Source organism: Pseudozobellia sp. WGM2, from assembly GCF_017810075.1.
In the GTDB taxonomy this organism is placed as follows: domain Bacteria; phylum Bacteroidota; class Bacteroidia; order Flavobacteriales; family Flavobacteriaceae; genus JADNYK01.
Genome location: NZ_JADNYK010000001.1, coordinates 234,025 through 258,579, shown reverse-complemented (window position 1 = coordinate 258,579; position 24,555 = coordinate 234,025). Strand labels below are relative to the sequence as shown.

Below are 24,555 nucleotides of genomic sequence, written 5' to 3'. Positions count from 1 at the left end.
TTTTTTTTAAAATGGAGCCATTAGGGTACCTACTGCTTTGCCTACCACCTGGCCAATACTTGCACCTTCTGGCAAAGACTTTCCTTCAAATTCCAACAACTCCCATTCCGCAAGAGTTTCAGATGCATTAACAATGGCCATACACCGTTCATAACGCTTTTTCATAAAGGCGTTGAAAGCCTCTTCTACGGTATTTGCATTTTTTAATTCTTCTGCCAACACAACACCGTCTTCCAAAGCCAAAGCGGCACCTGACCCTAACTGTGGCACAGTGGCGTGTGCCCCATCACCGATTACAATGGCTCTATTCTTAAACCATGGGTCCGGTAGATGACTGGCCTCAATCGGACGATAGTTCACTAAATCTGGGTCAGTAATCTGTTCTCTGGCATCTTGGGCTATTTTTACCGGAAACTCAGACAAATAGTTCTTAAGCATTGGTATATATGCTGATTTCTCTATCCAAGGATTATGGGCACCTTCTGCAGATACCAAAAACATATACATTGTTTTTTCGCACATAGGTACAAAACCAATTTTACTACGTTTTCCATAATACATATATGAAGTGTCCAAGTCTTCGTGCTTTTTAAAAGGATATCTCCAAACAGAAACACCCATATATCGTGGTTTGAATTCACCAAAAATCAAAGAGCGCATATCAGAATTAATACCATCTGATGCCACTAAGATATCGTATGTGCTTTTGGTGTTATCGGTAAAGGTTACGGTTACCTCATTTTCACTATTTTCTATTTCGGTAACGGTCGTACCCATTTTATAGGTTACACCCATTTTAATGGCTTCAGCATACATGATCTCATGCAGTGTTCTTCGTGAAATACCATTGTGACTAGGATACTTTTCTACGGGTGGCGCTCCTGCAAGTCCTATAAAATGACCTCCCGCAGTATACATTTTCAATTGTCCGTATGGAAAACCTTCTTCCATAGTTTTATCTGCAAGACCAATTCTATCCAATGCCCTCAGGGCGTTGGATTGTTGAATGATACCAACACCATAAACGTTAAAAGCATCTAAACGTTCTGCAATTTCCACCTCTACTCCGTTTTTTGCCAAAGCAATAGCTACGGACTGCCCGCCAATACCACCGCCTACAACAAGTACTTTTTTTACCGCTGACATATTACTAACTTTTTAAATTATTATTCAGCAAAACAGCTATGCATGTATTTTTTCCGCAATCCAGTCGAACATATCTAGCGCTGGCATAAAATTATCCACTTGGCAGTGTTGTGATCCGCTTTCGCCTTCCGGAACTATTTTCATTGCATGCTCACAGGTCAAATGCTTTTCCAGTGTGATGGCATGCTCCACAAAATTTTGTTTATCTCCGCCACCGTGCATAATAAATGTGGGCATGGAAATTTTTTCCGCTACACCGTTCTCCAAGGTAAAACCTTCCAATTTTTTAAGCACACCTTCGTAGGTATCTTCATCCATAATGTGTTGTACAATTTCAGCTAGTGGATGTTTTCCACTTCGACCGGCCCATACCGAATAATATGACCAAACTGCCCCAAAAATCATACACACCTTAAAACGTGGCTCGAATGCCGCACAGCGTGCGGCCATATACCCTCCCATCGAAACACCAGCAATACCTACACTAGTGGTATCTACTTCCTCTTTTAAGTTTTCCAAGACCCAGTCTAAAACCGCTGTACCAGCTACATTATAGTCATATCTGGAATGGATATGGTTTAATCGTAAAGCAGCCCCTTGTCCGGGTCCGTCCATAGCCAATAATGCGACACCGCGCTCCATTAAGTGGTCACCAATTCCAAAATAAAGTTCTTCTGCCAAACTATCTAAACCTCCGAACATGACCATTACCGGTGGATTTTTAACCCCTTTTGGCTTAAAAAGATATCCTGGTAAAAAGGAACCTTCGAAAGGAACTTCTACGGTTATTGGCTTCTCGTCAAAGTATTTTGTCGCTTTAATGAACGCTTGACGTGCTTTCACATAGGTTTCGATTTTTCTTTCGTCTTGCAGGTTCATAAAGAACTCCGCAGTACGCAAATAATTGAAAGCCCTTAAATAGGTTCGTCTTGCGGAAACAAAGGCTTTCTTATTTTCGTAATCTTCTGCCCAACCATAAACTTCGTTGCCTTTATTTAACCAAGCTACGTTAAATGTTTCTCTATTATCTGGGTCTATATTGCCTGCCGCTTCTAAAATCTCGGCAAATTCACCCCCACCGTAATGCGCTTGGGTCAATGCTCTATTTACTTGATAAGAAGGCATATACTTGCCCGGAAAAAAATGCCACATAGTGTTTTAGTTTTTTATCGAGACAATTCTTTTTCTATCGATAGAAAGAATTCATCTTGATCTATAGTTATTCAATTTTCTTTTACTGCAATTCGATATACTTATAGCTACTCTAAATGTCAGCCGGTTTAACGGTTCCGTCTTCTGAAAGTCCTAATTTCTTGCCTTTGCCCATCTCCGCAAAGGGATTTACAGAACCCCATGCATCATTAGGATTGTCCTTTAAATAATGAACATCTAAATGGTCCGGTGCAAATACCAAGCGTGCACAAGCATAATATTCAAATAAGATTCCACTCCCTGGATCTACGATGTAGATAAAGAAACCTTCATCTGCTTTATGCCTCGTAGGCGCACCCATAACACTTTTATACCCTTTTTCTATAAAGTAATCTAAGGCCAAAAGCACTTCCTCACGGCTATCGACATTCCAACAAATGTGATTTAACACTGCTTGATTGGGCTCTATATTCGGGTCTGTAAAAATGGCAATGTCATGAGACAGGTTTGCTAGGGTGTGCAAGCCGCCTATCGGTGGTATATCGTCTGAAATACGAATCTCATCCGGATTTTTAAACCCTAAAGCTTTCCAAAATGCTTTTTCGGCAGGGTAGGCCCCTTTTGAAACCATATAGGTTACATGATCAAACCTTCGTGGGTTTGCACCATTTAAGCGATTGCTTGCATAGCGATCTGCATACACGCTACCCCGTTCCCCTTCTTCGCGAAGCCATTGCACATCCCAAAAAACTTCATGCATATGCCCTTCCGGAGATTGAAATTTAAACGCTTTACCGTGACCTTGGTCACCATCATACCATCCTCTACCAGCACCGATGCTTTCTAAATATTCAACTGCTTCTTCCAAAGCTTCTGGACTATCTGCACGCCATCCAATATGACCCAAACCAGAACTGTCGCTTTGGGTCAGTTTTAAGGTATGATGAAAATAATCGCCCCAGGCCCTTAAATAAACCGAACCTTCTTCCCTTCCTGTTATATCCATTCCAACGATATCTCCAAAGAAATGCACCGATTTCTCAAGGTCTTTGGTTAGGACCTCAACATGGGCCATTTGCGAAAAATAATGTGGATTTTTTGCCATTTCTATAAATATTTATACACTTTATTGCGAATCTATAATTACAAATTTAATTGTATTCCTCCTTTTTAATGAATCATATGGAGTGCATTACTATTCAATATCAACTCTTATTGAAACCCGTACTAATCAAGAGCAGTATTTACTATTCATTTAATCACACTCTTGAGTCACTAATGATGAAATACATTCTTTTATTCTTTGCTCTTCAATTTTTTCATCATAGCGCCAAAGGCTGGCCTAAAATCTTCAAACAAAGAATTGTCTTTGTTCCTTAACATTACTTCGCTAAAAAGTTTTAAGCCGATTGCAAATTCAACCGAATCTTGTTCTGTTTTAAAACGGTCTCGTTGTTTCATGCGTTCGATAATAGCGAATATGTTGTCGTGATTGCCAAACTCAAATTCAATAGGCGTATAGACCTTATTATCAGGTTTTAGCAGTTCTAAAGGCTCTAATTTTAATTTATACGTATTTGCCTTTTTAGCCATTCTCTTTATTTCAGAATTAATTAAATTTCGGCGTTTACTAATAGTTTCTCTTATAACTTTAACGCCTTGGTTGCCCGAGTTTCAACAATTTATCTACTCGCTTACACTGCTATCACTAAAAACTTTTCCCTTGGTTTCCTCTAACTTAGAAAGGAAAAACAAGGATAATACTGCTAATACGGCAGCTACCCATAAAAATGCGGATTCATCAATGGCATCTGAAAGACCTCCTGCCACTGCAGGAATAATAACTCCGCCTACAATTTCAGCTACGGCAGTTACAAAACCAATAGCCTTTGCTTTAAGACGATTGGGAACTGCTTCGGAAGGAATGATGGCCGCAACCAAAGGAATAGTCCCCACCATAGCATAGGTAATAAACATAGCTGGCAAATGAATACCTGAGCCGTTTAAAAAATAAACTGCAAACGGATAAAATATTCCTAAACTTACAGCGATCAATAAAGCTTTTTTTCTACCTATCTTATCGGAAATACCAGGAAAAAACAAAGATGAAATCAGCATCGCAACCCCTAGCAAACCCATAGTTTTTTGCATGGTACCGGCATCCATCCCCTGGACATCAGTAAAGAATTTAGTGATGAACGGTATGGTAGCAAACCACCAACCAAACACGCAACACGCGAGCATAGTTCCCCACTTGATATTATTGTGTTTCCACAATTCTTTGACATTAAATCCACCATTATGTACGCTTCCCCTACTTTCTACGGTTGATTTTTTTAAATAAAATACAGCTATCAACCCTAGAAGCAAGCCAGGAACACCCGCTATGTAAAATGCTGTACGCCAGCCAATATTTTCAGCGATCTGAATCAAAATCACCGGAGCTAGAATAGATCCAAACAGTGCGCCACCAACTGCTTGTAGAATACCTACGTTTAGACCTAATCTACCTGGTGTGGATTCTCGCTCAACAAAAACTTGCGCCAATGGAATAACCGGGCCTTCTGCCAAACCCATGACCAAGCGGGCTACCAATAAGGTGCCAAAACCAATCGCCATACCGGAACCAAATGAACATAACGAAAAGATGAAAATGGCAACAATGAACGTAATTTTGTTCTTGTTTCTAGACTCTGACCAAGCTGTTGTAAAATAACTGGAAAAGGCCCAAGCCAATGACAAGCCCGCAGCTAACAAGCCTATTTGGGTGTTGTTTAAATTGAGATCTTTTGCGACATAGGGCACCAAATAATTAAGTGCTAACCGGTCAAAAAATAGAACGCCAAACGTCAAGGCCATTAGGCCTACTATTCCATTCTCGTAGGAGAAGAATTTTTTCATAGCTTTAATTATTTAGTGTGGAGATTTTCTAAACTGTGTTTTTTTGCCCATCTCCTCTGACCAAGCAACAACCCCATTGGCATTTGCCCAAACGTTATAAATCGAATCCATTTTAGCAATGATTTCTGGCTTAGAAGCTGCGATATCATTAGATTCTGTTCTATCGGTAGAAAGGTCATACAGTTCCCACTCTTTTTGGTACTGATGAACACCCTTTAAATCGCCCAACCAAACGGCACGGTCACCAAACCATTCAAAACAAATGGGTTGTTCCCTGTTCCAATCTTCACCTTGTAATAAGGGCAGAAAACTTTCACCGGCAAGGGCGTTCGCTTTAGTGCCATTATAGGTTTCAGGGTATTCAATACTGGCGATATCTAATAAAGTGGGCATTATATCTACCACGTGGCTACCCCCTTTCATTACCTTTCCCGTTTCTTTTTGATTTGGATAGCGTATGATAAACGGTGTTGCTAGGCCCCCTTCATAAGGAGATGATTTATAACTTCTTAGTGGACTGTTAGATACCTGTGCCCATTTTTTGGAATACGATTCCATTGAACCCGCAGTACCCACAGAGCCTTCATTTCGTTTAACCGTAAAAGGCATTTTGCCAACATCCATATTTTCCGCGCCATTATCAGATAGAAAAATAACTACCGTATTATCCAATTGCCCCATAGTGCCTAAATGATTCAATAGTTTTCCAATATTTTGGTCCAAATTGTCTACCATAGCGGCATAAACTTCCATTTTCAAAGTCCATTCGCTTTTTTCTTCTTCAGTTAAACTATCCCAAGGTGGTAATAATTTATCTTTAAAAAGATTCCAGTCTTCATCAGCAAGTCCTAGTTTTTTGATGTTCTCAAAACGGAGTTTACGTAGTTCATCCCAGCCAGCGTCATATTTTCCTTTATACTTGGCAATATCTTCTGGTTTTGCGTGTAAAGGCCAATGCGGAGAATTATAGGCCATATAAAGTAGAAATGGCTTTTCTACTGGATTGTTCTTTACAAAATCGATAGCTCTTGTAGTGAGTTCATCGGTTAAGTAAAAATCTTCCTTCTCTATGTTATAAACCTCATTACCTTCATATAAGAATGCGGTTGAAGGCGGGCCCTTTAGTAATGGTTTAGTATCAAAATAACTGGCGCCACCATCCAAAAACCCAAAGAAATTATCAAAACCACGCTGTAGTGGCCAATGGGGTTTTTCATTGCCAACATGCCATTTACCGGCCATATAGGTGGAATATCCACCTGCCTTAAATACCTCACCCAGGGTCAATGATTCTTTATTGATATAACCTTCATAACCTTTTACCCCAAAATCTTCATTAAAGAAACCCATACCTGCTTTGTGCGGATATTGTCCAGTAAGTAAACTAGTACGTGAAGGAGCGCAGATGGTATTGGTGTAAAAACGCGTTAACCGTGTTCCTTCAGACGCAAGACGATCAAGGCTGGGCGTATTTATTTCTGATCCATAATTTCCCAAATCAGAAAAGCCCATATCATCTGCCAAAATCAAAACTATGTTCGGTTTTTTTTCTGGCTGGGTAGCCACTTCTTTATTTGTAGCGGCGTCTTTACAGCTAAGACAGAAAAGGGTAAAAACTCCTAAAATCAGTATTCTCATAAAACAATATTTTAAAATTATAAAATGCTCATTTTCAATTCGCAAAATATCAAATTGAGGTTTGTCTTTTGAAAGAAACTAAGGATATGGAACTTGAGATTCAATACCCTTAGCTTAAAAAAACACTTATTCAAAAAACGAAAGCAAACATTAGAATCTATAAGTGGCAGTTAAGAAATAAGCTCTTGGCATGCTACCCTGTGTTGAGAAAGTTGCATTGGGATTGTTGGCAATATAATCAGGACCAAAACCATCTCTGTTTAGAGCCTGTGGAAAACCACCTGGCCCTTGCCATCCTAAAATCCCGTATTTGTCCAACACATTATTAATATTTAGTTGCAGTCCGAATTTTTTAGAAAAATCATAACCAAAAGCTAAATCTACGTTGCCGTAGGCCGGTAGAACAAAAGCATTTGGCACATTCGCCTGTCTGTCTCCCATATAACTATAGTTTAATGACGCATAGAATTTTTCACCGTTGTAAATGGGGTTGATATTAAATATGAGGTTAGCACTGTTATCCGCCTCATTACCCGAGTAATCTACAATTGTATCGTCACCTGCACCATCTTCACCTTCGGCCCAAGCGGTGTATTTGTCTGCCTTAGCGTTTTGGATTACTGCATTTGCCCTAACCAACCACTTATCGGTAATATTATAGGTTCCTTCCAATTCAAAACCTAATGTTGTGTATTCGTTAAACTGATATGCCGGAGAGTAGTTTGTACGATTCTCAGTTGAAAAAGTTTGAATATTAGGTACATTTTTCAGGTTACTATAAAATGGTGTTGCCACCAATTTCAACTTTTCGGTATTTACTTTATACCCTATTTCAAATTGGGTTATTTCTTCTAGAAGCGATTCACTTTGATTCAAGGTATTCACTAAATCATCATTATTTAAATCTAAATAAAATGAAGTTGAAGGTGCTTTGTTACCACGGGCAAACCTTGCATAAATAGCCTGTTGATCGCTAAATTTATAATTAAGACCAGCAGTGTATGAGAAACTATTTAAATCATAATCGTAATTAATCGGAGTACCTGCTGTTCCACCACCATTGTCCCAAAGGGTAAGCGGATTACCATCACGACCTCCAAAAGAAGGGTCATTCTGTCGAGGATTTCCAATTGCTATAGAATTAAACCCTTCTGAAGTTATACTTTCATATCGAAGTCCGTAATCGAAAGTTAGTTTTGGTGTAATTTTCCAATTGTGCCCAAAGAAAAGAGCAAATATACCTTGTGTAGTTTCGCCATTGTCAGAACCTGTCCACCCTACATTCATGAAACCTTCAGGGCTTGTAACTTCGTAGGTGTTGCCATCATTGGCATCTAATGTTATCTGAGCGGGTACTGGTCTATCTTGAATTAGACCTCCACTAAGGCCCATACCTTTGTTATAGTTCGTGATATCCAAAGTTGAGCGGCTATAAAAGCTACCTAGGTTAAAACTGCTTTTTTCTGTTTTTTTGGTAAAGACTAACTGATTTGCAATTTCATTTCTGTCAATATCGGTATAGAACAATGGCATGAACAGCAATGAATTAGGCTGAATATTTGATCCAGGAAAATTATTATTTGCTCCCGGAGTAAAAAGTACCGGTGGCCCAGGTACAGCACCGGGCCCAACATTGGGGGTCAAGGTTACGGTACCGAATTCTTGACCGGTAGTTGGGTCTGCAAATCTGTACGTACCCGTACGGTGAGGTGCAGGCCCGGCAAATAAGCCCGGTATGGCATAGAATGGAATGTCGGTAGTGCTTATGGGCGTAACAACTGCAGTAGCATTTCTTTCATCATCTTTTCTAGAATACTTGAAATCATTTTTGAGTGAAAATCCTTTTCCTAAATCTTGCACCCAGTTGAAACCAACAGAGCGGTCTATATTGTGCAGCAAATCAGTAGAACTGATGGTTCGAGAGCCTTCGTCATTAAATGGCACTTCCATTGAGAAGTCATATAAGGCATAAGAATCATATTTAGAAAAACCATCTGCTATCTGTGGATCTTCCCAGTTTGTAGAAGGAATGAAAGCCATTCTATCGTTCTTATCGTTCAAATATTTTAGGTTTACCCTAAACGAACCTGAATTGTATTTTTTTACAATATTAGCTCTAATTTGACCGCCCTTGTTAATAGGATAACCACGGTCTCTTGCACCATCGGATTGGCGGAAGAAACCTCCAACATTATAGGTCCAACCCTTGCTCATTGGTCCACCAACATTAAAGTCAGCCCTGTAATATGGATTCTCACCATTGCCTTCAAGACCATATTTGGCACGTACTTCACCGGCAAACTCATAACCTCCAGTTTTAGATACGTAATTAAAGATTCCCCCAGGAGCATTGGCACCCAAGATAGAGGCAGTACCCCCTCTAACGGCTTCAACACGAGAGGTCATGGCATCAGCTCTCAAAAATAAATCAGGGTATAATTCTACGTTGGTTACAGGTAAACCATCCTCTTGTAAGGATACATATCTATATCCGTTAAGGTTATCAATTGAATTTGCTGAAAGCCCCCTTGAATAAACGGAGTTCCAAATCTCTCCCCTTGCTTGATTTACAAAAACACCCGGTATGTTCTTTAACAAATCTGCAGAACTAGTGGGCGCAACTCTTGCCAATTGTTTAGCTCCGATAGTTGTAATTGCCACAGAGGCATCCATACGACTGCGAGCATCAAATACACCGGTCACCACAACGTCATCCAATTGCGTGGCATCTTCTGATAGCGAAACAGATAAAGGTTGCGATTGCGGTACCGACACAGAAATTATCTGTTTTGTAAAACCGACAAAAGAAATAATTACTTGGTAATCTCCAGAATCTAGACCACTAAGCCTAAATTTTCCACCAAAATCGGTCATTGTTCCATTTTGTGTTCCATCAATTATAACGGACGCACCTGGTAATACAATACCGGATTCATCTTTAACTTGACCAGTGATTTCGCCCGTTTGAGCTTGAACAAAACCAATCATAAAGAATCCGAAACAAGTTAAAATTAATCGAACATGTGTTTTCATTTGAAGTTAGTTTAAGTTGAAATAAAATAACATTAATCATATTGATGTTCTAATTTTATCAATATATTAAAAATATTGTCTTCAAATTTCTAATATAATAATGATTAATGTGAATCAATAAAAGAACTATACTATTCAAAATCAATACATTTTTGTAAATCAAGAAAAATATTCCGTTTTAAACTTGAAAAAATTAGGGTCTTTTTAAATTCAACTTATTCATTAAAGCTTCAATTGGAAAGTTGGCCTTATAAGCCGTCGGTCAATTGAGATTTTAAGGATATAAAATACAGGTCTTGTCAGTACTCAACTTGACCATCAAAATTATTTTTTGAAGTAAAATATAATAGGACAACCATACCGGAATATATCTACGCCAATTGATGAATGGTAAAACCCCTTTATGTGTTATTTATGAAAATTAAAAAGTGTAGAGAAGTATTGGAAGCTCAACATACAGTTGTCTAAATACGGAAACTCAAAAAATAACTAAATTATGGGCCTACCCCCTACTTAGCAGCTGAATTGAATAGGTAGAACATCGTACATTTGTTATTAGATATACGACCGAAATACAACCTAATGGCCCTATAGCTTACGTTGTCTGTGCATATTCTTTAGGGGAAAGGCCTGTTTGTTTTTTAAAAAAACGGGCAAAATTACTTGGAGTTTGGTTACACAGTTTAACGGCGATTTCCGATACATTAAGTTCAGAATGCTTAATTAGCGTTTTAGCTTCTAGAATGAGCATTTCCTTTAAAAGGTCTTGGGCAGTTTTGTCAATCGCCGTTTTTACGCATTTATTAAGGTAGTTTGGGGTAACGTTCAATAAATCGGCATAATCGGTTATGTTTTGATAATCATAAATATGTTTTGCCAAAGCATGTTTATAGCGCTTGGTAATTTCAAAATTTGATTTTCTAGTTTTTGTAACTACATCTGGTATTTCGGTCTTTAACTCTTCGAAAATGGCCATTAGGTATAAAGAGAATAAATTTTTTCCGTAGTTCTCTCCTCTGTAAATCGTAAATAATCGATTTAGTATTCCGGTAATTATTTCTTGGGTTTCTGAGGTTATCTGTAATACCGGGTTCGACTGATATTGAAAAAAAGCAAAACGTTCGGTCAGCATGCCTTTCGGAAACATATCAAAAATACGTTCATGAAAATGACAGTAAAAACCTTCGGCATCTTCACTGATCATTTCGTGCTCCGTAATTTGGTAAGCAGGTAGAAAAAAAATGGCCGGGGCCTTAATTTGATAACTATTAAGACCTTTACTTCTTTTAGAAGTGCCTTTGGTCAAAAAGAAAAAATCGTGAAATGTCTTGCGATGGGGCAAAACATGAAAACTTTTTTTATCGCTTATGTCATCGATTCTGTTAATATGAAAATCATCGTGCCTTGTATTCGATATGATGGGCAACCAATCAATAGAATGCATATGAAAGTTTGAAATTTCATATGAACTCAAGATAGGTATACTTTTTTCTTTACCGATTTTCATAAGGGTTACTTTTATTCTTCAAGTATCGCTACCGCACGGGTCCACCCGCCACTTGCTTTTTCAATTTTAGCGGGAAAACAGGCTACTTTAAAGCCATAAGGAGGCAGCTGGTCTAAATTGGCCAATTTTTCTATCTGGCAGTATTCTTTTTCAATACCCACATAATGGGCCTGCCAAATAACGCCCTCCCTTGGGTTGGCCTTATAATCTTCTACCTGTAAATGCATAGGAATGTCCCACCCCCAGCCATCGGTACCCATTACCTTTATACCTTGGTCTATTAACCAATGGGTGGCTTGGGCCGACGCACCAACATGTATCTTAGTAAAATCATCATCATGTATTCTTTTATCGGCATCGCAACGGATCAATACGATATCAAATGGTTTCAAGGTGTAATCGATAGCTTCTAACTTTTCTATTAAATCTTCGGGTTCAAACATATACCCATCTGGCTTGTCTGTAAAATCTAAAACCACACCATCTCTAAAAAACCAATCCAGGGGCATTTCATCTATAGTTCTAGAGGGCTCGCCATTACATGTTGGGTAGTAATGATAAGGAGCATCTACATGCGTGCCACAATGACTAGTAACCGTCAAAAATTCACCTGCCGGACCATTTCCATTAGGAAATACATCGGTTAGACCGCCAAAGAGAATACTTCCCATTTTTTGAGCACCGTCTTTATGGTCTTCATATACAATTTTGGTAGGCAGGGGCTCTTTAATTTTTTCTGAAATGGTTACGGAAAGGTCTATTATCTTCATAGTGTATTAGTAAAAATTCAAAATTTAATTCAATTTTAGCCCTATATGACATTGTAGGTAGGCTATTATTGTAAAATTGATAAAAAGAAAATTAAAAATTGAATCATTTACAAGCTAAATATATTCAATATCAATCCTTTATTGTGAAATTTATTAAAAATGTGTCAAATTGTATTCTAAATCATAAGGTTTAGCTGATAATCCTATAAAATAACATCATGTCTACACATACTTTTACAATGAACGAATCTTTCCCCATGAACGCTTGGTATGCGGTTGCTTGGGATGTAGAATTAAAGCATAAATTACTACCACGTACTATTTGTAACAAGCCATTGGTGTTATATCGAAAAAAAGATGGAACGCCAATAGCTTTAGAGGATGCTTGCTGGCATAGGCTTTTGCCCTTATCAAAAGGTAGTTTAAGGGATGATACGGTTGTTTGTGGCTATCACGGTTTGGAGTATAACAGTGATGGACGTTGTTCGTATATGCCTTCGCAAGAAACCATAAACCCATCTGCCTGTGTACGCTCCTATCCTGTAATTCAGAAATATCGTTTTATTTGGGTGTGGATGGGCAACCCGGCATTGGCCGATGAATCAAAAATTCCGGATATGCATTGGAACGATGATCCAGACTGGGCAGGTGACGGACAAATGATCAAAGTACACTGTAATTACAGGTTGGTGGTAGATAATCTGATGGACCTTACCCACGAAACCTTTGTACATTCAGAAACTATTGGTGATCGTAATGTGGCAGAAGCACCTTTTGATGTACACTACGATGAGAAAACGGCGACCGTTACGCGTTGGATGAAAGATATACAGCCACCACCATTTTGGAAAGGGCAATTGAACAAAGTATTTGACCATGATGGTACCGTAGATCGCTGGCAGATCATAAAATTTGAAGCCCCGTGTACCGTAAATATAGATGTTGGCGTAGCCATAGCCAATACAGGTGCTCAAGAAGGTGATAGGTCTAAAGGGGTCAATGGCTATGTATTAAATACCATAACACCATCTACGAACCAAACTTGTCTTTATTTCTGGGCGTTCAGCAGAAATTATAACTTAAAGGATCAAAGTAATACTACAGAACTTAAAAATGGGGTCGCCCATATTTTTTCTCAGGATGAGGATATTTTAGAGGCCCAACAAGAGGCAATCAACGAAAACCCGGATCGTGAATTTTATAATTTGAACATAGATGCCGGTGCTATGTGGGCAAGAAGAATTACTGATAATATGGTAGCAAAAGAAAAGAACAACTAATGAGGTATAGGAATACTTGGGAAGATGCTGTGGTGGGCAAAATGGAAAAAGTTGCTGATAATGTCATGCAGATTCAAATTATCCCTGCAGGTGATACAGCGGCCTTTACCGTGGGGTCGCATTTAGATATTGCTGTTTTGATCAATGATTTGCCGGAAATCAGAAGCTACTCTTTGGTGGGGCAGTACGATCCTAATAAACCTTATACCATAGCGGTAAAGCGTTTGCCCGCAAGCCGTGGCGGATCCAAATATATGTGGGGATTAAAAGAAGGTAGCAAGTTGCGCATTTCACAGCCCACCAATCATTTTGAACTTAGTTTTAATACTCCAAATTATTTACTTATTGCAGGAGGCATTGGAATTACACCCATTCTAGGGATGGCCGAAGAGTTGATGGCAAAAACTGACAAGAATGTACGCATGTTGTATTTGGGCAGGTCTGCTCAAGAAATGCCTTATATAGAAGTGTTACAAAAGTTATTGGGGCAACGCTTAACAGTACATTATAGTGATATTGATGGTTTTTTTGATACGTCAAAGATTCTACATCTTTGCGATATTGAAACGCAAGTATATCTATGTGGCCCCATTGGTTTAATGAATGCAGTTCGTAAGACCTGGGAAAACGGTCCGTTTCACAATCAGAATTTACGGTTCGAGACTTTTGGGGCTTCGGGTTTGTTCGCTCCCCAGGCATACACCGTCAAATTACCGAGGTTCAATAAAGAAGTACAGGTAAATGAAAATCAAACCTTGTTGTCAGCTTTGCTTGATGCAAAAATTGATGTCATGTATGATTGTAAAAAAGGCGAGTGCGGACTTTGTCAATTAGATATAATCGAATATTCTGGGGATATTGATCACCGCGATTTCTTTTTTAGTGAAGCAGAAAAAGGTGAAAATAAAAAAATGTGTGCCTGTGTAAGCAGGGTTGCCAATGGTAATATTACCATAGACACAGCTTATAGGGGGTAGTTACAACATCTAATACCAAATAAAATGTCAAAACCAATTGCGCTGCAGTTAGATGAGCGCGGCATCTCTAACTTGCAATACGCAACCATATTCGTTTGTTTTTTAATGAACATTTTAGATGGTATGGATGTGCTGGTCATCTCCTATTGCGCCCCTGCAATCGCTACATCTTGGGCTATTGGTCCAGAAGCCTTAGGTATGGTATTTAGTGCGGGTCTTGCAGGTATGGCATTGGGGGCATTGTTTCTGGCGCCTTACGCGGATAAGATTGGCCGAAAAAAAATGATTCTGATAAGTGCCTTTTTAATGGGTTCAAGTATATTTCTAACTGGCTACACAGAAACAGTACCGCAATTAATTTTTCTACGTTTTATTAGTGGTTTGGGCATTGGTAGCATGCTCGCCAGTACCGCATCTTTAACGGCGGAATATACCCCTAACAGATCAAAAGACTTTTGGGTTAGTTTTGTTATTGCAGGCTATCCTGTAGGGGCGGTATTGGCAGGGTATGTTGCAGCTTCTGTAGTTCCATCAAGTGGGTGGCAAATGATGTTTAAACTAGCAGGGGTGGCTTCGTTCATAACCATTCCGTTAATTTTTATATTCCTTTCTGAATCCATTGAATATTATGTAAAGAAGCAACCAAAACGTGCACTTGGTAAGGTCAACAAGATTTTAACCAAACTAAAATTACCTGAAATTTCAACCTTGCCTGAAAAGCCGGCTAAATCGTTGGGTATTCCTGTAAATCAATTGCTTACTAAAAAATATAAACGGTCTACCATTCAGTTATGGGTAGCCTTATTTTTTGCCTTCGGATGTTTGTATTTTCTCATTAGTTGGATTCCAAAACTGGCATCTAATGCAGGTTTATCTATGGAGCTTGCTATTTATGCAGGTACGGTATTTAATATCGGTGCATTTTTTGGAGTTTTAATTCAAGGATATATTTCATCTAAAATAGGCCTCAAGAAAACAATCGCAATTTTCTTCGGAATAACAGCAATATTCATGGCAATATTCAGTGTATTTGTGGGTTCAGATTTTATACTACTCGTTTTTGGACTACTAGGTTTTACCCTACAAGGTGGTTTTGTGGGGCTGTATGCCGTGGCTGCCCGTATGTATCCCACAGAATTTAGAACTACAGGTGTGGGTTGGGCCATTGGTGCAGGTAGATTGGGTGGTGTATTGGGCCCTGCACTTGGCGGTGTACTCGTAGGTATGGGGCTTTCGATGTCCGTCAATTTTATGATTTTTGCCGTTCCTGCGCTTTTGGCGGGCTTGGTAACCTTTTATATCTCTTCTAAGGCTATTACCTAAAGGTACTGGAATGGATACATTTGCCCCTCAGAAGATGATTCTATAGAAGGGGTTTCAGCAGATATAACCCTTGCATTTACAGCTATACCCTTGAGTACTGTCAAATTCAAAAAAGGGGTTGAAAAAGTGATGTGTCTAAGCGTCCGTTTGGTATTGAAATGGTATTAACCACGGAAGAATTGAGCCCAGTTTTAGAGGAGATTGTTGATAATGGCCCTAATCGTATTTAAGGTTCTACTATACACTCCGTTCGGATGACTAGAATTAAGCTTCGCAGAAATGTCACGCTGAGCGCATTCGAAGTGCCATCAAATTTCATATAAAATAACAATATGCAAATCGTATCGTTACTTTTTAGTAGCGGTAGGTAACCAAAAGTGCCCACATAGGGTTACTACACTATGGGGAGTATGTTGAGAAATCAAAAAAGAACAGGTACAACATGGTAACGAAGAGCGTAGTATCCAATTTTAAGCATATCATGAGCGGAAAAATGTATTTCTTCTTTAAGAAAAGTGTGTGGCGCTACCTTTTGGCCACCCTAATGATTGCTGTTGTGGTGCCTGTAAAACAGTATAATGTATTCACCTCTTTTTTGATCTATTTTTTTGGTTTACTGCTGATCGTATTTCCAATAATGATCATGGCCGCTAAAGTTCAGGGTAATCAAATGGAATTTGATGCAGAGGTAACATTTTCTGAAGAAAAGATAACAATAAAGCATAGGAATAAAGACTTGGTAGAAACCAAGGATTGGAATTGGATCAAGAACATAAGTGCTACGAAAGATAGGTTTGTGTTGGTAATAAACCAACGACAGCAATTTGTAATCTCTTTAGCAAAAGATGAGCTAACACAAGCTGATATAGCATTTTTTGAAAACAAAATATAAGTAACCCTTTACTCCACTCATAAAATTCAACAATCAACAACTAACAATCTACAACCAATCTTTACGGTTTCCCGTAATCTACTACAATCAAAATTTTTATATTTCCAATAAATAATAAAGCATACTTCCCTCTACTGCTTTAGAGATTAGAATGGCTTGTAAGGATGTGAAGGTGTGATTAATCATATTCCTGAATATAGTAACTTGTAACTATATTCAACCGTTATCAGCAAGCTGAAAAAAAAGCCAGCCGCATATTCTAGCACATTTGATTTTTTGCCAATACTTCAGCCACAACAAAAAAATCAAAAGAGCTAAAATTTTCCAACGCTCTAGCTTGTTTGCGGGAATTGTTGAAAAATGTCTCGTAAATTCCAAAAGTGGTCTGAACGAATTTAGTCTTTCCTTGCTATCTTGCGAGTACAAACTTGAATGCAACACTAATGGAATTAAAAGAACGGATAACAATTGAAGACTTTGACGGCACTTCATTCAAAATTAGATTAGTAGAGCCAGAAAACGAGCAGAAAGCTTCCTTTACCCATTATTTGCATAATCACAAAAATGGTGTTTCTCAGTTCTATAAAAAGGGTGCCATTGAACATGTTAAGGACATTTTAGAAAAAAAATATCCAGAAGATAAAATATCACATAAAGCAGCGGAAGAGGCATTACAATATTTACTTTACGATTTTAAAAATTCAGTTCCATTTCCCGAACCTAAAAAACAAAAATTCAAATTTATTGACCTCTTTGCGGGAATCGGGGGATTTAGAATGGCTTTACAAAACCTTGGAGGAAAGTGTGTTTTTACAAGCGAATGGGACAAATATTCCAAACGAACTTACCAAGCAAATTTTGGAGAAGTACCTTTTGGCGACATAACAAAACCTGAAACAAAAAGTTACATTCCAGATGGATTTGACGTTCTGTGCGCTGGCTTTCCGTGTCAAGCTTTTTCAATAGCTGGTAGAAGAGGTGGTTTTGAAGATACTCGCGGAACACTATTTTTTGATGTCGCAGAAATCATCAAGAAAAAACAACCAAAGGCAATATTTTTAGAAAATGTAAAAGGTCTTCGAAGTCACGATAGAGGTAAAACTTTAGCTACGATTTTAAATGTACTTAGAGAAGATTTGAACTATTATGTTCCTGAACCCCAAGTAATAAATGCGAAAGAATTTGGCGTGCCCCAAAACAGAGAGCGAATTTTCATTGTTGGTTTTAGAAAAGATTTAGGGATTTCGGAATTCCATTATCCTGAGCCTATAAATGAAAAAATAGTTTTAGAAGACATTCTAGAAGAAGAAGAGGTGTCTGTAAAATACTATCTATCAACAACTTACGTAGACACCCTTCGGAAACATCGGGCAAGACATGAAAGTAAAGGTAATGGTTTTGGTTACGAAATAATCCCGAACGATGGAATCGCCAATGCTGTTGTTTGTGGCGGAATGGGTCGCGAAAGAAATCTAATCCTAGATGACAAACTAACAAACTTCATACCCGTAACCAATATATCAGGCGAGGTCAACCGTGAAGGAATTAGAAAAATGACACCAAGAGAATGGGCTAGGCTTCAAGGTTTTCCTGATGAGTTTAAAATTGTTGTTTCAGACCAACAGGCTTACAAGCAGTTTGGTAATTCAGTTGCAGTTCCTGCAATTCAAGCAACTGCCGAAAAAATATTAGAAAAGCTTAACCGCAAATGATTACAGGAAATAAAGGAGAATGGAGCGAAATTTATGCTCTTTTTAAATTACTAGGCGACAAACAATTATTTCTTGGAGACAAAGACATTGAAAAGTTAGAAGGTTTAGTTTATCCAATCATAAAAATACTTCGTAGCGAAAACAATGGTAATTTTAAGTATTCTATACAAGATGAGATTATTTTAATTTCGGGTAATGAAGAAATCTTGAAAATCCCAATTTCAGAATTTAAAGACAAAGCCCTTTTTCTCTTAAACGTAATCAAGAAAAATAAGGAAAGAACTTTTTCTGTTCCAGAAATTGAGGAGTTTATGCATTCTATAAACTGTATTTCACTTAAAGCCAGTTCTTCTGCAAAAACTGATATTACAATTGTTGTTCACGACCAAAGAACGAATCAACAACCAACATTAGGTTTTAGCATAAAATCTCAACTTGGTAGTCCTTCAACTCTACTAAATGCTGGTAAAACGACAAATTTTATCTACAAAATAAATGGTACAATAGAACATCAAGAAATCAGTAAAATAAATTCTTTAATAGTAAAAAGAGGAAAAAAAGAGTCAGCTGATTTGAAAGGACGAGTAAAAGCTATTATAAAAAACAATTGCTCTTTAGATTTTCATAAAGCTCAAAAACCAATATTCTCAAATAATCTTATTTTAATCGATAGTTTACTTCCTGAGATTTTATCACAAATCGTTTTTGATTTTTATTCGAGTGAGTTCTCTCATTTGACAGATTTGGTTAATAAAACGGCAGACAAAAATCCATTAAACTTTGATATAGAGAACGAACATAAGTTCTATGAGTATAAAATAAAACGATTCTTGACAGATGTTGCATTAGGAATGATGCCGTCGAAAGTTTGGACAGGAAAATATGATTCTACAGGTGGATATTTAATTATAAAAGAAAATGGAGACGTTTTATGTTATCACATTTACAACAGAAATGAATTTGAGGATTACTTACTCAATAATACGAAACTAGAGACAGCAAGTTCTACTCGACACGGCTTTGGTGAAATATATGAGGAAAACGGAGAATTATATTTTAACCTTAATTTGCAAATTAGGTTTACAAAATAGCCAACGCTGAAAGCCATACACATTTGCAATTCGCACAAGCCAACGCTTAAGCCATAATTGCAGGCAGCGTATGTCTTACCAACGCTAGCAAGTTTGCGGAATAAATCCAGCAGATAACATGTGTATAAAACCTAGCTAATAAAGGCTTTCCAAAAGGTTTTGCCTATTTGCGAAGTCCGACAAATTTTTAATTTGGTTATATTTAGAAAAGAAAATTAAACATAAAAATTAAAAATTCGGCTCTGTGTTAATCCGAAAAGTTGGTGTCTTTTTATACACTTCGTTTTATAAACAGAACCGTCATCCAAAACCAACCACCAACCAATAATCATCCCTTCCTAAACTCCCCAGGTGCTACGCCTACCCGTTTTTTAAACAAGCGACTAAAATAGGCAGGGTCGTTAAAATTTAAGAAGTAGGCTACTTCGGCAATAGAGTATGAGGTGTTGAGCAGGTATTTTTTGGCTTCGTTCATGGTAAAATCTTGTACCACTTTAAGGGCAGATTTTCCGGTTACGGTATGGCAAACGCGGTTAAGATGGGTTTGGGTAATGCCCAAAGCATCGGCAAAATCTTTAATAGAAAGTAGACTTTGGGCATGTTGCCGAATTGAGTCTTGAAACTGCTGAAAGTATTTAAGCGACCGATTATTAGAGATGAGCTCTTGCGAAGTAGTCCTGAATTTCTCTCGATACAGCTCTAGGTAAAAGAGCTCGAAACAGGCTCTCAAGGCCAATATTTTTTCCGGAGCTTCTTCAAAAAGTTCTCGTTGTATATGCTCTTTCAATCGTAGTAAACTCTTAAAGCCTTCTGAATTATGGTCAAATGAGAAACGACATAACCGATTGATCTCTTTTTTAATATCCGGTTTTTCCCGTAATAATGAATCCAGAAAACCAGTTGAAAATGTAATGACGGTACCCAACATTTCTGGCTTAAATTGAAAGCCATGAAGTACATTGGCGGGAATGGTTATAATACACGGAGACTTTATTTCCGTTTTTTTTCTCTCAGAAACCAAAATACCTTCACCAGCTTGAATTATAAATAGCTGAACCAAATCGGTATGAAGATGCTCTTCTATTTCCCATGAATAGATTTTACTCCGTTCTTCCAATGGTTCCATATGAATAAAATCGGACACCATGGGTAATTGTTGATCCCCATAAAGGCCCTGATATCTTAGAATGGCATCCATAAATGTGTATTTATAACAAAAAAATATAACGCTACTAAATTAGGTAATTTAATTATAATCAGGTTTTTAATAAGATTATTGAAGGTGTTTAGAACCAAATTTTACTATACAATGTTCATTTTGTACTGGTAAAATGATAATTTATCCAATTGTAATTACCTAGATAAGACTACTTTCGGAATACTTAGAAGTAAAGACCTTTACAATGAATGAAAGTAACAAGGAGGGGTTCGATAGGGAAATTCAACCGGCCTATTTGTATGAAGGGTATAAATCGACCATTCTACGAGCACCCACCAAGCCCTTAGTAGTTCCTAAAAAGTCCGATATAAAACTAAGCGGACCGGTATTCAAAGATTTCGAACTAGGAGTTTTAGATCATGACCTTACCAAAAATGCCATTAAAAATGGAGAGCCTATAGGTGAACGCATTGTCGTTCATGGCAAGGTCACCAATGAAAGAGGGCAACCGATTCCGCATACCTTGCTCGAAATTTGGCAAGCGAATGCCGCAGGCAGGTATGTACACAAGGTAGACCAGCACGACGCACCTTTAGACCCCAATTTTCTAGGTACCGGGCGTTGCATGACCGATGCCGAGGGCAACTATAAATTTTACACCATAAAACCAGGCGCCTACCCTTGGGGCAATCACCCCAATGCATGGCGGCCCAACCATATTCATTTTTCCCTATTCGGCGGCGACATCACCAGCAGATTGATTACGCAAATGTACTTTCCCCACGATCCTCTTTTTGACCAGGATCCTATGTTTCAATCGATACCCTTAAAAGGTAGAGAGCTGTTGGTTTCTAAATTCGATTACAATTTGACCGAACCTGATTTTGCCTTGGGCTACCGCTTTGATATCGTATTACGTGGTCACAATGCCACACCTTTTGAAAATATTTAGGCTTTATATTGAACACAATGGATAAGAAAAAACTTCAAACACCTTCGCAGACAATCGGACCTTTTTTCGCCTACGGACTAGTGCCTACGCAATATGGATATGATTTTGACTCTTGGGTGGATAATGATATGGCTTTCGATCTAAAAAATCAGGAAACCATAGAAATAACGGGCATTGTCTATGATGGTGAAGAAAATGCTATCAACGATGCCATGGTCGAATTATGGCAAGATGATGGAGAACATAGGTTATTCGGCAGATACGGTACAGGTACGGACAAAAGAAATCGTTTTTTCTTCAAAACTATAAAACCGAAATCGGTCAACGGGCAAGCCCCTTTTATTCATGTCATCTTATTTATGCGGGGGCAATTATTGCACTCCTATACCCGTATTTATTTTTCGGATGAACATAAGCTGAATGAAACGGATCAGGTTTTGAATGCCATCGATCACGAACGAAGAAATACCTTGATCGCTGAAAAAAGAGATGGAAAATACGTGTTCGACATCTATATGCAAGGCCCAAAAGAAACGGTCTTTTTTGATCTTTAAAACACAAGCAGACCATGTCATTATATTCCGAGACATTTTATACCGGCGAATTGACCGCGCTTTTTTCTGACAGAAATGCGGTTTCAAATCTATTACGGGTAGAGGCAGCCTTGGCTGCGGCCCAAGCCAAACTGGGTATCATTCCCGAGAAAGCTGCCACGGTCATTGCTGATTGCTGCATGGTCGATGCTATAGATATCAATGCGTTAAAAGCCGATGTAAGCCTTGGTGGAAATACAGCCATACCTTTGGTTAAACAGCTGACCAAAGCCATTAAGAATAGAGATTTTGAAGCTTCAAAATATGTGCATTTAGGGGCGACAAGTCAAGATATTATCGACACAGCGACCGTGTTGACCATTAAGGAATATCTCGGTTGGTCAGAAAATAAGTTGAACCGATTACAGCAAAACTTGGTGCAATTGACCCAAGAACATAAGAACACAATTATGATCGGCCGTACTTTGCTTCAACAGGCCAAACCCATCTCTTTTGGATTAAAAACAGCCACTTGGTTAGAAAGTATTACTCGAAGTCTCAATCGGTTACAGCAACTAAAAAAGAGATTACTATGCATTCAATTGGGCGGTGCCGTTGGTAGTGGCAATGAATATATCACGCGCCAAGTACAAATTGAGTTTGCTAAAATTCTTGGATTGAGCCCCAGCTTTCCATGGCAATCGGAACGGGATACATTCAATGAATTTGCCTCCTTTTCGGGCGTGCTTTCCGGAAGTTTGGGTAAAATAGCAAAAGATATCTCCCTTCTCATGCAGACTGAGATCGCCGAGGTTTTTGAAGGTGCCTCAGAGGGTAAAGGAGGCTCGAGTACCATGCCCCATAAAAGAAACCCTGTTTCATCTGCCTTAATATTGAGCAACAGCTTGCGAACTCCAGGTCTTGTTTCCACGCTACTTAGTAGTATGGTACAAGAACACGAAAGGTCTGCAGGAAGTTGGCATGCCGAATGGGAAACCTTGACCCAATTAATGGAACTTACCGCCGGTTCACTGGACAAGACCGTTGATTTAATTCAAAATCTTGAGGTAGATAGGGAACGGATGCTCTTGAACATTGAGGTGACCAATGGATTAATTTACGCCGAAAAAGTAGCCTTACAACTTTCTAAGACCATGGGAAAAATGCAGGCCCATGAAGCCGTTCAAAAAGCCTGTAAAATTACGAATTCGACCGAAAAGCATCTAAAGGAAGTTATTACGGAATTGTATCCGGAAATAGATAATCTGGACAAATTGTTCCGACCCGAAAATGCTATTGGACATAGTGTAGAATGGGTCGAAGCCATTCTAAAGAACTATTTGGAAAAATAAAAAATATGAAGACGAATTATAAGATTCAAGGCACTCCCAATAGTCCGGTGTTGGTATTTTCCAACTCCTTAGGTGCAGATATGAGTATGTGGAACGAACTCGTACCCTACCTACTGCCCTATTTTAGGGTATTACAGTACGACACCCGTGGACATGGACAAAGTGAATATACCGATGGGCCATACACAATCAAACTTTTGGGTCAGGACGTGATTGATCTTTTAGATGAATTGAAGATTGATAAAGTGTATTTCTGCGGATTGTCTATGGGCGGGTTAATCGGACAATGGTTAGGAATCAATCACCCTGAAAGATTACACAAACTTATCATAAGTAATACCAACTCAAAGATTGGTACTGTGGAAGGATGGAACGACCGTATTAAAACCATCAATGAAATAGGCATGCAAGCTATCGTAGATGCCACAATGGAAAAATGGTTTACCGAAAGCTATCACCAAACGCATCCATCCCGCGTAGCGGAAATGAAAAAAATATTCTTGGCGAACAGACCAGAAGGATATACCGCCTGTTGTGCTGCAATTGGCCATGCCGATTTTAGGGAGGATATTAAACAAATTCAGCTAGAGACTTTAATCATTACAGGTGATGAAGATGCCGTTACCAATGTGGCCCAAGCTGAAATCATGCAAAAAGAAATAGCAGGTGCTGAGCTAAAAGTGTTTCATGCCAGACATTTACCAAGCACCGAATTACCGGCATATTATGCAGAAACGCTTATCAATTTTATAGTCGGCGAAGATACTTTTGACAGGGGTATGCATGTGCGTAGAACGGTTTTAGGTGATGCCCATGTAGATAGGGCCAACGGAAACAAGAATGAATTCAACACCGATTTTCAAGAATTTATTTCGCACTATGCATGGGGAGAAATTTGGACCCGACCGGGTTTACCCAAACATAACAGAAGCCTTATAACCCTTGCCATGTTGATACCGCTCAATAAAAAAGCGGAGTTTAAAATGCATGTAAAAGCGGCATTCAACAATGGTGTAACCATAGATGAAATAAAAGAAGTCATTCTACAATCGGGAATTTATTGTGGTTTACCGGCGGCCAACGATGCCATGCATTCGGCAGAAGAAGTATTTACAGATTTAGGAATAGAATACTAAC

The 24,555-nt window shown here is 38.5% G+C and carries 20 protein-coding genes and 1 pseudogene; 11 read left to right on the top strand and 10 right to left on the bottom strand.

Annotated elements, in window-relative coordinates; translation table 11 throughout:
• Positions 1-6 precede the first annotated feature (6 nt).
• The 9 genes from IV512_RS00990 to IV512_RS00950 all read right to left on the bottom strand — a co-directional run bounded on the left by IV512_RS00990 (position 7) and on the right by IV512_RS00950 (position 12,147).
• Positions 7-1,146, bottom strand: a complete 1,140-nt coding sequence (locus IV512_RS00990; RefSeq protein ID WP_209399798.1) for an FAD-dependent monooxygenase — start codon at positions 1,144-1,146, stop codon at positions 7-9.
• Between the two features lie 36 nt (positions 1,147-1,182).
• Positions 1,183-2,298 (bottom strand): S9 family peptidase, encoded by a 1,116-nt coding sequence (locus IV512_RS00985; RefSeq protein WP_209399796.1) that lies wholly within the window; start codon positions 2,296-2,298, stop codon positions 1,183-1,185.
• A gap of 112 nt (positions 2,299-2,410) precedes the next feature.
• On the bottom strand, positions 2,411-3,403 hold the full coding sequence (locus IV512_RS00980) for a VOC family protein (RefSeq protein ID WP_209399794.1): 993 nt from the start codon (positions 3,401-3,403) through the stop codon (positions 2,411-2,413).
• 191 nt (positions 3,404-3,594) lie between these two features.
• Positions 3,595-3,891, bottom strand: coding sequence for a DUF3861 domain-containing protein (locus IV512_RS00975; RefSeq protein WP_209399792.1), 297 nt, complete (start codon positions 3,889-3,891; stop codon positions 3,595-3,597).
• Positions 3,892-3,984: 93 nt separating this feature from the next.
• On the bottom strand, positions 3,985-5,199 hold the full coding sequence (locus IV512_RS00970; RefSeq protein WP_209399790.1) for an MFS transporter: 1,215 nt from the start codon (positions 5,197-5,199) through the stop codon (positions 3,985-3,987).
• Between the two features lie 12 nt (positions 5,200-5,211).
• Positions 5,212-6,837: an arylsulfatase gene (locus IV512_RS00965; protein ID WP_209399787.1), complete on the bottom strand. Its 1,626-nt coding sequence runs from the start codon at positions 6,835-6,837 to the stop codon at positions 5,212-5,214.
• Positions 6,838-6,987: 150 nt separating this feature from the next.
• Positions 6,988-9,870, bottom strand: a complete 2,883-nt coding sequence (locus tag IV512_RS00960; protein ID WP_209399785.1) for a TonB-dependent siderophore receptor — start codon at positions 9,868-9,870, stop codon at positions 6,988-6,990.
• 595 nt (positions 9,871-10,465) lie between these two features.
• Positions 10,466-11,377, bottom strand: a complete 912-nt coding sequence (locus IV512_RS00955) for an AraC family transcriptional regulator (RefSeq protein ID WP_100868913.1) — start codon at positions 11,375-11,377, stop codon at positions 10,466-10,468.
• 11 nt (positions 11,378-11,388) lie between these two features.
• Positions 11,389-12,147 (bottom strand): cyclase family protein, encoded by a 759-nt coding sequence (locus tag IV512_RS00950; protein ID WP_100868914.1) that lies wholly within the window; start codon positions 12,145-12,147, stop codon positions 11,389-11,391.
• 218 nt (positions 12,148-12,365) lie between these two features.
• On the opposite strand from IV512_RS00950, the gene IV512_RS00945 reads away from it, so the two are divergent.
• The 6 genes from IV512_RS00945 to IV512_RS00920 all read left to right on the top strand — a co-directional run bounded on the left by IV512_RS00945 (position 12,366) and on the right by IV512_RS00920 (position 19,422).
• A complete protein-coding gene (locus IV512_RS00945) occupies positions 12,366-13,427 on the top strand; it encodes an aromatic ring-hydroxylating dioxygenase subunit alpha (protein WP_209399783.1) in 1,062 nt (353 codons plus the stop codon).
• On the top strand, positions 13,427-14,404 hold the full coding sequence (locus IV512_RS00940) for a PDR/VanB family oxidoreductase (protein ID WP_209399780.1): 978 nt from the start codon (positions 13,427-13,429) through the stop codon (positions 14,402-14,404). The genes IV512_RS00945 and IV512_RS00940 overlap by 1 nt, the downstream gene beginning before the upstream one ends.
• 24 nt (positions 14,405-14,428) lie before the next feature.
• On the top strand, positions 14,429-15,727 hold the full coding sequence (locus IV512_RS00935) for an MFS transporter (RefSeq protein ID WP_209399778.1): 1,299 nt from the start codon (positions 14,429-14,431) through the stop codon (positions 15,725-15,727).
• Between the two features lie 442 nt (positions 15,728-16,169).
• Positions 16,170-16,619, top strand: coding sequence for a hypothetical protein (locus IV512_RS00930; RefSeq protein ID WP_209399777.1), 450 nt, complete (start codon positions 16,170-16,172; stop codon positions 16,617-16,619).
• 443 nt (positions 16,620-17,062) lie between these two features.
• Complete coding sequence (locus IV512_RS00925) at positions 17,063-18,331, top strand: DNA cytosine methyltransferase (protein WP_209399776.1); 1,269 nt, start codon at positions 17,063-17,065, stop codon at positions 18,329-18,331.
• A complete protein-coding gene (locus tag IV512_RS00920; protein WP_209399775.1) occupies positions 18,328-19,422 on the top strand; it encodes an HpaII family restriction endonuclease in 1,095 nt (364 codons plus the stop codon). The genes IV512_RS00925 and IV512_RS00920 overlap by 4 nt, the downstream gene beginning before the upstream one ends.
• Positions 19,423-19,750: 328 nt before the next feature.
• On the opposite strand, the gene IV512_RS00915 is transcribed toward IV512_RS00920, so the two are convergent.
• Positions 19,751-20,620: a helix-turn-helix domain-containing protein gene (locus IV512_RS00915; RefSeq protein ID WP_209399774.1), complete on the bottom strand. Its 870-nt coding sequence runs from the start codon at positions 20,618-20,620 to the stop codon at positions 19,751-19,753.
• Between the two features lie 205 nt (positions 20,621-20,825).
• On the opposite strand from IV512_RS00915, the gene pcaH reads away from it, so the two are divergent.
• From pcaH to pcaC, 5 genes and pseudogenes are all read left to right on the top strand, one after another.
• The gene (gene pcaH, locus IV512_RS00910) at positions 20,826-21,533 is read left to right on the top strand and encodes a protocatechuate 3,4-dioxygenase subunit beta (protein ID WP_100868923.1); all 708 of its coding nucleotides are present in this window, start codon (positions 20,826-20,828) and stop codon (positions 21,531-21,533) included.
• A gap of 17 nt (positions 21,534-21,550) precedes the next feature.
• Entirely contained in the window at positions 21,551-22,087 is a 537-nt protein-coding gene (pcaG, locus tag IV512_RS00905; protein ID WP_209399773.1) for a protocatechuate 3,4-dioxygenase subunit alpha, read from the top strand.
• Positions 22,088-22,101: 14 nt separating this feature from the next.
• Complete coding sequence (pcaB, locus tag IV512_RS00900; protein ID WP_209399772.1) at positions 22,102-23,418, top strand: 3-carboxy-cis,cis-muconate cycloisomerase; 1,317 nt, start codon at positions 22,102-22,104, stop codon at positions 23,416-23,418.
• Positions 23,379-24,164 (top strand): annotated as a pseudogene (pcaD, locus tag IV512_RS00895) (3-oxoadipate enol-lactonase); the annotation flags it as partial. The gene pcaB and the pseudogene pcaD, both read left to right, overlap by 40 nt.
• Before the next feature lie 3 nt (positions 24,165-24,167).
• Positions 24,168-24,554, top strand: a complete 387-nt coding sequence (pcaC, locus tag IV512_RS20005) for a 4-carboxymuconolactone decarboxylase (RefSeq protein ID WP_371743252.1) — start codon at positions 24,168-24,170, stop codon at positions 24,552-24,554.
• Position 24,555: the final 1 nt, after the last annotated feature.